The sequence below is a fragment of the Bradyrhizobium sp. MI1.4 genome, from assembly GCF_055811315.1.
The window spans coordinates 1-8,432 of record NZ_JBVVPP010000096.1; the positions used below are offsets into that span (position 1 = coordinate 1).

The window sequence follows — 8,432 nt, forward strand, 5'->3', positions numbered from 1 at the left end:
TATGCTGGCCGATGCCCAAGCTCTCGTTGGCCGCTTCCACGCGATGATCCGAAAGAAGGCCGAGATGGAGCTCGAACTGCTGGAAGGGCGCCCCAAAGCATCGGCTCGACCCAACGCCTAGGAACGAAACGCAGCAGCGTGGCTTCTTCGCTAAAGGAGTCGCGCAATGAAACGCTTTGGCATTGCAGTTGTCTTAGCTCTCGTCATCCCTTGTGCAGCATTTGCGCAAGGTGGGGGTGGCGGAGGCGGCGGCGGTGGTGCCGGCGGATCTGCCGGTGGAAGCGCTGGCGGTGCGTCGTCGTCTGCAGGTGCAGGGGGTTCGACTGCAGCATCTCCGTCCGGTACAGGAGGCGCAGGCGCCGCGAACTCGGGCGGGACGGCAAGCCCGTCGGCCACTGCCCCGAACGCAAATACCAATGCAACCACCGGCACCACCAATGCGATAACCGGTATCGCCAATGGTACTCCTACTCCTCAATCCGGGCTTAATCAGGGAGCGGCCAATGGAAACAGCACGAATGCCGCAAGCCCCCGCACCAATGCTGCCGGAACCGCAGCTTCATCCGGAACGCCTGCTGCCAATAACCAAGGGGCCGCCGCGGGCGGCATCGGTCGGCCGACGACCACTGATCAACACGATAGTGACGCCAAGATCGATCAGGAGAACAGCAAAGTCGACCAGACCGTGAAAAAGATATGCAAAAATTGCTAAAGTTTGGACGACAGAGGTGATGGGCCGCAGAACCTTCGGCGTCCGGCGCGGCAGCGACGAGGCCCTAGGCCGGTTCGGGTGCATTAAGGCGTCTACACAAAGGGTCAGCCTCCATAACCCGCGGAATTCCATTCACGGTGGCTAGATGGCCCGGCGGCTGCGACCGGCCAACAAGCAGAGTGCCAACAACCCGAACAACTCGAACGCCCAGTCGCCGTCCGGGCAGAAGTAGCAGGCCCAGGGCGCTGCGACAGCGCGCCCCGCTCGTTGCGAGCGAGTAACCGACACAGATCCTCGGACCTGCCTTAGGCCAATCTGAAACTGATTAGCGCCCGTTGGATTGGTCGGCATGACCGAGCGGGTCTTTACGACGGCATCAAGGGTGACGTGTGGGCGCGCAAAATCCACGAACGAATATCCCCGTCGTGAAGCACCAGCCAAACATCAGCTCAGGCGGCCAGGTCTCCTACACGGATATCGGCGAATGCCTGCGTAGCGGCGCCGGTGGCCCGGAACGCCAGCAATTGCTGAAGTCGATCGATACCCTGCTGCACGGCTGAGAAAAGGCGCTCAGGCCGACCACTTGTCCTCCTCCCGGCGGGCTTCGTCGTCGTTGATGCGCTCGGCCAAGTCGGCAGCGATTTCAGGATCCTTAGTAGTGGCGATGGGCTCGCCGTCCTGCTTCTTGATCTTCTGTCCTTCGGCGGTCACCGGAAAATCATCGGAGTCCAACGGCTTCTTGGAAGTGGACATATGTCTTGCTCCTGTAGCGACGACAATAGCACGCCCGAACCACTCCGGGGTTGTTCAGGGAAATGTACTTAGCCAGACGAAGCCGTCCGTCGTTCGGGAAGTTGCGGAGGGGCAGCAGATCACATCGGATCGCGTAGGGCGCCGCAGCAGGGGAGCAACATTTTGCCTCCTAGCCTTGAAATGATGCTGCAAACATCCATTTAACCTCCCATCACCATCCCATTGGATGGTGGAAAATGGATGTACCATGGCCGAAAATGTACGCGAATTGCGACCCCGGTCTCCCGACACGGAGAAGATCACGATCAATCTGGGCTATGTCGATCTCGGCCAGGTCGATCTCATGGTGCAGGAAGGGTTTTATTCGAACCGCACCGATTTCATTCGGACCGCAATCCGCAACCAGCTCGAGCGGCACGCAGACGTCGTCAAGCAGTCGACGGCCCGCAAAAGTCTGGACTTGGGGCTTCGTAATTATGCCCGCGTCGACCTCGAACGAGCGCGACGCGCCGGGGAGATGCTGCACATCAACGTTCTCGGCCTGGCGACCATCGATCAAGACGTCACGCCCGAGCTGGCCCGCGCCACAATCGCCTCGGTTTCGGTGCTCGGTGCCCTTCATGCCACTCCTGCGGTCAAGGCCGCTCTCGCCGACCGAACGAGGTGAAACGATGCTGAATCCAGACATGGTTCGCGAAGCGACTCGCCTCACACGTGCCGGCCAATTGGTCGAAGCCACTGCACTGCTGCAGCGAATGCTGCGTGGCGACGCCGGCCCCGCAGCGACAAGGGGAAATGCTGCGCCTGTCGAGCGTGCGAGACTCGAGCCGGCGATACTCGAGCCGGCGATACTTGAACTGAAGGCCAATGTCGTCGAGGAGAGGGGGAGCGGGCCGTCCACGCAAGCCAGGCCTGCCAAACGACACAAAGGCCCCTCGCCCTTCGGCGGCATGAAAGATCTTTCCGGTTTCGGCATGCCAGGTCCAGTCGGGCGCGCTCCACTGTCCAAGGCGGATATTGCCCCGGACGGCACAAGGTTCGTCGCTGCCACCTTCACCAACGCGGCGGGAAGCCGGACCTACAAGCTGTTCATCCCCAGCCGCACTGATGGAGGACCGCGTCCCCTCATCGTCATGCTTCATGGCTGCACCCAGTCACCGGACGATTTCGCCGTCGGCACCCGGATGAATTTTCTGGCGGAAGAGCGGAATTGCTTCGTTGTCTATCCGGAGCAGCCACGCGGAGCCAACCATGCGAAATGCTGGAACTGGTTTCGCACGGGGGACCAGCGGCGGGATGGCGGGGAGCCTTTGCTGATCGCCGGCATTACCCGCCAGATCATGCGGGAGCATCCTATCGATCCCAAGCGCGTCTACGTCGCAGGCCTGTCGGCCGGCGGGGCCGCCGCGGCCATCATGGGTGCGACGTATCCCGACCTATACGCCGCCGTCGGCGTTCACTCCGGGTTGGCCTGCGGGGCTGCCAGCGACCTTCCGTCCGCACTCGCCGCTATGCGGCAGGGCAGCGCTGGACCGATCGGGACGGCTGGCGCGTCGGTGCCCACCATCGTCTTCCATGGCGATCACGATACCACGGTGCATCCGAGCAATGCTGAGCGAATTCTCCGTGGGCCGGGCGAAGATGCGAGCCTGAGGACGAAGATTCTTCGCGGGCGAGTACCTGATGGGCACGCGTATACCCGCACCATCCTCGCCGATGCAGATGGCTTGGACATGTCCGAGCACTGGAGCGTCCACGGGGCCGCCCATGCCTGGTCGGGAGGCAGTCCTGCCGGGTCCTACACAGATCCGCGCGGGCCGGACGCGACCAGGGAGATGCTGCGTTTCTTCCTGGAGCATTCGCTCGCAAGCTTCACGCGGAGATAGGGCGCGGCCTGAATTCACAATCCCTGATCCGATTTGACTGAACGCGACGGAGCGACCGGTGGGAGGTCTAGTCAGGCGTCGCCCGGTCCGGAGAAGATGGAAGCCGGCGGCGGGTGCCCGGGGCCGGCAGCCGCCGTCAGTTGCTCCAGATCGCCCCAAGGGCCTCCCTTGGCGTCGTACCGCTTGGCGAGACCCAGCAGACGACGTTGTCCGTGAACTAATCCGCGCTGATGATAGTTTAGCCCATTGCGCTTGCCTCGGCTCATACTAGGGAGTGGACGACGGATGACCTACGTGACAGACCGATCGAGCCCCATGGACGAGACGATCACCATCGCGGACCTCGTTCGCGATCCCTATCCAATCTACAAGCGCTTGAGGCGCCAAGCGCCCGTGTTGCGGGTCAAGTCAGTGGGCCGCACGTTTCTCACCAAGGCCGCTGACACTAAGTACGTCAAAGACAATCCAACCTTGTTCAGCTCCAATGATCCGAATACCCCCATGAAGCGCGCCTTTCTTGCGCATACGCTGATGCGGAAGGACCACGAGGAGCACCGGAGCGAACGCATGGCTATGATGCCCGCCTTGATGCCGAAGACAATTGAATCTGTCTGGGCGGCGCTATATGCGGACCTCGCGGAAGGGTATCTCGACCGTTTGCCGCGCGGCGAAGTTGTTGATCTGTTTCCAGCGCTCGCGGGGCCCCTTGCTGCACGGATGCTGGCGCATGCAATGGGCGTTCCGGATGCGAGCGATGCGGACATGCAGCGGTGGTCGCAGATGCTGATTGACGGTGCCGGCAATTTCGGCTGGACACCCGGCCCTTTCCAAGCAACCGACATCGCCAACGCGGAGATGGATAGATGCATCCGGGCTAATGCCGAGCGGGTGCGAGCCGAGCCAGACTCCTCCGCCCTCTCCTTCATGGTGAATGCAAAGAATCCGATTCCGGAAAGCCAGATGATCGCCAACGTGAAAATCGCAATTGGCGGCGGCATCAATGAGCCGCGGGACGCCCTGCTGACAGTGCTTTACGGTCTTTTAACCAACCCTGATCAGCTCGAGGCCGTGCGGGCAGAGGGCAAATGGCGCGCAGCCTTCGAGGAAGGAATCCGATGGGTGGCGCCGATCCAGGCCAGTTCACGGCTTGTAACGGAGGACACGGAAATTCGCGACTACTTCATCCCAAAGGGCGACACCGTCATGACAATCCAGGCCTCTGCCAACCGGGACGAGGACGTCTTCCAAGACGGTGAGAACTATAACGCCCTTCGCGAACCTAACCCTCACCAAGCATTTGGGAATGGCCCGCATCATTGCGCGGGCGCGCACCTCTCGCGGCGAACTGTGGGGGACATCCTCCTACCGCTGCTGTTCGAGCGCTTTCCAAAAATGACCTTGCCTGATCCAGTGAGTGTGCGTTGGCACGGATTCGGTTTCCGCGGCCCGCTCAATCTGCCGGTTCTGCTGCAGTAGCCTCCCAGCCGGCCTGCAGCTGTATTCGACACAGATAAAGCGGACAAAGCTCTTGGTTGGGCACTTCGCCGGTTTGTCCGAACAGAGATAGAAGGCTCCCGGGCAGGCTCCCAAGCTAACTCGCGGGACCGCTAGGTGCCGATACTGGGGCTCGCGCAGCTCGAAGCTCGAGATCAGCGGACTCCAATTTCGTCGCCGCCCGCAATAGCCGGACGTTCGGCATACGTCGCAATCGATCCAGGAAAATCGCGGTCTCCTGAAGCGCGACGGCAGCGCCGGGGCAAGGGCTGGAGGCCATCACCAAAGCTCAGGAGGCTGTCTGGAGCTTTACTCGCTTATAGATCGCCACCCCCCGGACTCTGAACGGAAAGCCCGCCGACAGACTGCATTAGCCGTGGAATATCAGCCGGGATCTCCCGTGCGAGCAGTCCGAGTTGTCCGTTACGCTTCACCCACCTGCGTCCGGCTTCGCCGTGAAGATAGACGGCCCACGCCGTCGCCACTAAGGGCGGGGCGCCGCGGGCAGCCAAGCCAGCGATGATTCCAGCCAAAACGTCTCCCGATCCGGACGTGCCGAGAGCAATAGGACCTTGCTCGAAGCAGAGTTCTTCTCCTTCGGGCGAAACGACGTGTGTGCGCCCTCCCTTCATGGCGACGACGGCATCGAGCATGCGCGCCGCGGATAGCGCCGCAGCGATAGGATCAGTATCGATTTCCTTCTTGTCCATCCGCAGAAACTTCGCCATCTCTCCCGAATGAGGCGTTACGATAGTGGTCCTTCCGGGCGGCGCGGCAACTCCGTGCGAAGTCCTGAGGGACGTGAAGGCGGAAGCATCAAGAACGAAAGCCGGCCTGGTGGCACCGCCGATGAGTTCGGCTCGCAATTCCGCGATGGGTGCCTCGTCGATGAGGCCGGGACCCATCAGGACCGCATCGGCTTCCTTTGCGAGATCGACCAAGCGGAACGAATTCGACGGATCGATCTCGCCGGTGCAGGTCTCGCGGCAGCCGATAATTCTCGCTTCAGGCATGGCCATCCCGAGATGGCAGGCATTAGATTCGCAGGTCGCTATCTGAAGAACTCCTGCTCCGGACCGGAGAGCGCCTAGCCCTGCCAAGAGCGCCGCGCCTGGCACTTCGACGCTTCCCGCAATGATCAGCACCCGGCCACGGGAATGCTTGTCACCGCTTCCGTCGTGGTCGGGGAGCGGATTCGCCGAAAGATAGGCGGCGTCGATCTTCACTTCGCTCATCGGGCAGCCACGTTCTCATCCGGCGCGGTCGTGACGGGGGCGCCCTCGCGCTTCAAGGGCGCAACGAAATTGTATCTCTTCAGGACCAGCCCCTGCGGACTTTCGGTCATCACCGAGTCGTATTCCGTCACGGCGCAGTTCGCGACGTCCCCCTCGGAATCGATCGACAATATTCGAGCTTCGTCCAGGTTTTCCAACAGGTACCGCATGCAGAGGACAACGACTTGATGGGCCACGATCAGCACGCGCTTTCCGCTGTAGTGCAGGCTGATGCTGTCGAGGACGCTCCTGAGCCTCAGGATGACGTCGCACCAGCTTTCGCCGGCCGGAGGTCTGAAGTAGAACTTTCCGACCCGTCCGCGCGCTTCCGCAAGGTCGGGGTGGCGCTGTTCGATGCCGAGCCGTGTCAATCTATCTAGGATTCCGAACTCCTTTTCCCGCAGCCGTTCATCTATGACGAGATGCACGAAATCTGGCGCGATCCCTCCCCGGCCTTGGATCGCATCGGCGGTGTTTTTGGCCCGAAGGTAGGGCGAACTCAGGATGACGTTGGGCCGCCCCTCCGACGGTAAGGATGCGAACCAGCGGCCCAAAGCGTCCGCCTGCCGTTCGCCAAGTTCGCTTAGAGGTACGTCGACGTCGCGGGCTTCGATTTTGATCCAGGCCTCGCCCGCGGCATGCGCTGTGTCACGGGCCACATTACCTGCGCTCTCTCCGTGACGGACGATCCATAGCTTTGTCGGCCAGCGCTGCAAAATCACTCCCTCGGTCTCTGCGACCTAACGGAACTCCCAAACGCTGGTTCCTGGAAATGTGGAGCAGGAACTCTATTGGTGGCTCGCGCAGCGGGACAGGGCCATCGCAGAACAGGCTTTGATTTTCTGGTGGCGTGATCCGGCTCGCTCACCCGCGTGCCGTTCGCACTAGCTCTGGCCGATGGCCTGATCTCGCCTTCGCCAAGGGGGCGACCACCCATGCAGCGACGGCGCCGCTGCGCTCTTATGCGTGAACGCGGCCACCAGCGCCGGGAACGGACATCATCGGCGCCGTCGAGAGGTCCGAGACGGGTGAAAAGCGGCCTTGGCGCTTATGCTCCCGATGGTCCGCTGAGGGCCAACACAACGGACCAACGTTGGGATGCCCGATCTCAGGCAAAACCTCTACGGCGGTGGCGAATGCTGGAGGGCGAGCGCCCATAGAGTTCGCGAAAGACGGCGTTGAACCGACGCACGCTGCCAAAGCCAGCCCGGTAGGCAATCTGGGCCAACGGCTCAGTCGTCTCATCAAGTAGGCGCTTGGCCCGCTGTACACGCCTGGTCTTCGCTACCTGTTGGGGGCTGGCCCCGACGTACCGGTCGAACAGACGCGCAAGGTGTCGCGAGCTTACTCCGAGCCGATCGGCCAGTGCGGCAACCGAAGCGTCATCCAACGCGCCATCATCGATCAGTTTCAAAGCCCGCGCTACTGTCGAACGCGTGCCATTCCAGGCAGCGCAGAAGGGCGCGGTCTCCGGACGGCAACGCAGGCAAGGCCGGTATCCCGCAGCCTCGGCGGCGGCCGCAGTTTGATAGTAGGCCACGTTACGGGTCAACGGCTGCTTCACCGGGCAAACTGGCCGGCAGTAGATTCCCGTGGTCTTCACTGCAGTGTAGAAACGGCCCTCATAGCGCGGATCGCGCTGCAAGCGCGCGGTGTTGCATACCTCGAAACTGAGCATGACTCATCTTACCGCAGGGTGTGGCCAGAATAACAGCCCTGAGATGATCAGGTCCGATTCCGGCCAGCGATATCGGTGCGCCCTTCTTATAGAGAAGGTCCAGATTCGCTGAGCACTTGGAGAAGCAAAAATGAACAGCACGAATCCTAAAGAGGTCGTGATCAATGCCTGGAAGACTTTTAAAACCCGTGATGCGAGGCTAATTGCCGAGCTGTTTACCCCCGATGCCGAATGGATCGCACCGGCCGGAAATGCCACGGCGGTCGCTCTCAAGCACACCGACCACATGATTGGACCGGACCAAATCGCACACTTTATTGCCTCGGAAATGCATCATCTGTTCTCGAACGTCGACATCTCTTTTCGGGGCATTCATGCTGATGGTGATACTGTGGTCGTCGAGGAGCGAATGCGCGCCACTCTACCTGGAGGCAAGCCTACGAGAATGACTATTGCTTCGCTTTTGTCCTTTCGGGCGAGCGGATCAAGCTGGTTCGCGAATACATGGACACCCGAAAGGGCTGGCAGATGATTTTCGATCCGCTTTAAAGGCTGCTTTGGGTCACAGGACTAAACCGCTCGCGCGGTAGGCACGACGGCCGGCAGCGCGGCTGAGAGGATAGCGCAACGAGGCG

10 protein-coding genes are annotated in these 8,432 nt (G+C 61.3%); 6 read left to right on the forward strand and 4 right to left on the reverse strand.

Features of this window, described 5'->3' with window-relative positions; genetic code table 11:
• Positions 1–166 precede the first annotated feature (166 nt).
• Together AC0L23_RS39350 and AC0L23_RS39355 are read left to right on the forward strand one after the other, a co-directional pair.
• On the forward strand, positions 167–712 hold the full coding sequence (locus tag AC0L23_RS39350) for a hypothetical protein (RefSeq protein ID WP_473358350.1): 546 nt from the start codon (positions 167–169) through the stop codon (positions 710–712).
• A gap of 425 nt (positions 713–1,137) precedes the next feature.
• The gene (locus tag AC0L23_RS39355; RefSeq protein WP_473358351.1) at positions 1,138–1,272 is read left to right on the forward strand and encodes a hypothetical protein; all 135 of its coding nucleotides are present in this window, start codon (positions 1,138–1,140) and stop codon (positions 1,270–1,272) included.
• 10 nt (positions 1,273–1,282) lie between these two features.
• Here the strand turns inward: AC0L23_RS39355 and AC0L23_RS39360 are convergent, their stop codons facing one another.
• Positions 1,283–1,465: a hypothetical protein gene (locus AC0L23_RS39360; RefSeq protein WP_473299197.1), complete on the reverse strand. Its 183-nt coding sequence runs from the start codon at positions 1,463–1,465 to the stop codon at positions 1,283–1,285.
• A 247-nt stretch (positions 1,466–1,712) separates the two neighbouring features.
• Here AC0L23_RS39360 and AC0L23_RS39365 point away from each other — a divergent pair, with 247 nt between their 5' ends.
• From AC0L23_RS39365 to AC0L23_RS39375, 3 genes are all read left to right on the forward strand, one after another.
• A complete protein-coding gene (locus AC0L23_RS39365) occupies positions 1,713–2,132 on the forward strand; it encodes a CopG family transcriptional regulator (protein ID WP_446482909.1) in 420 nt (139 codons plus the stop codon).
• A 4-nt stretch (positions 2,133–2,136) separates the two neighbouring features.
• Positions 2,137–3,351, forward strand: a complete 1,215-nt coding sequence (locus tag AC0L23_RS39370; protein WP_473358352.1) for an extracellular catalytic domain type 1 short-chain-length polyhydroxyalkanoate depolymerase — start codon at positions 2,137–2,139, stop codon at positions 3,349–3,351.
• Between the two features lie 285 nt (positions 3,352–3,636).
• Complete coding sequence (locus tag AC0L23_RS39375; RefSeq protein WP_473358353.1) at positions 3,637–4,827, forward strand: cytochrome P450; 1,191 nt, start codon at positions 3,637–3,639, stop codon at positions 4,825–4,827.
• A 335-nt stretch (positions 4,828–5,162) separates the two neighbouring features.
• On the opposite strand, the gene AC0L23_RS39380 is transcribed toward AC0L23_RS39375, so the two are convergent.
• The 3 genes from AC0L23_RS39380 to AC0L23_RS39390 form a co-directional block, all read right to left on the reverse strand.
• Complete coding sequence (locus AC0L23_RS39380) at positions 5,163–6,080, reverse strand: NAD(P)H-hydrate dehydratase (protein WP_473299204.1); 918 nt, start codon at positions 6,078–6,080, stop codon at positions 5,163–5,165.
• Positions 6,077–6,841, reverse strand: coding sequence for a histidine phosphatase family protein (locus AC0L23_RS39385; RefSeq protein WP_473299206.1), 765 nt, complete (start codon positions 6,839–6,841; stop codon positions 6,077–6,079). Before AC0L23_RS39385 ends, AC0L23_RS39380 begins: the two co-directional genes overlap by 4 nt.
• A gap of 386 nt (positions 6,842–7,227) precedes the next feature.
• Positions 7,228–7,797: a bifunctional transcriptional activator/DNA repair enzyme AdaA gene (locus AC0L23_RS39390; protein ID WP_473358354.1), complete on the reverse strand. Its 570-nt coding sequence runs from the start codon at positions 7,795–7,797 to the stop codon at positions 7,228–7,230.
• 130 nt (positions 7,798–7,927) lie between these two features.
• On the opposite strand from AC0L23_RS39390, the gene AC0L23_RS39395 reads away from it, so the two are divergent.
• A complete protein-coding gene (locus tag AC0L23_RS39395; RefSeq protein WP_473358355.1) occupies positions 7,928–8,329 on the forward strand; it encodes a nuclear transport factor 2 family protein in 402 nt (133 codons plus the stop codon).
• Positions 8,330–8,432 lie beyond the last annotated feature (103 nt).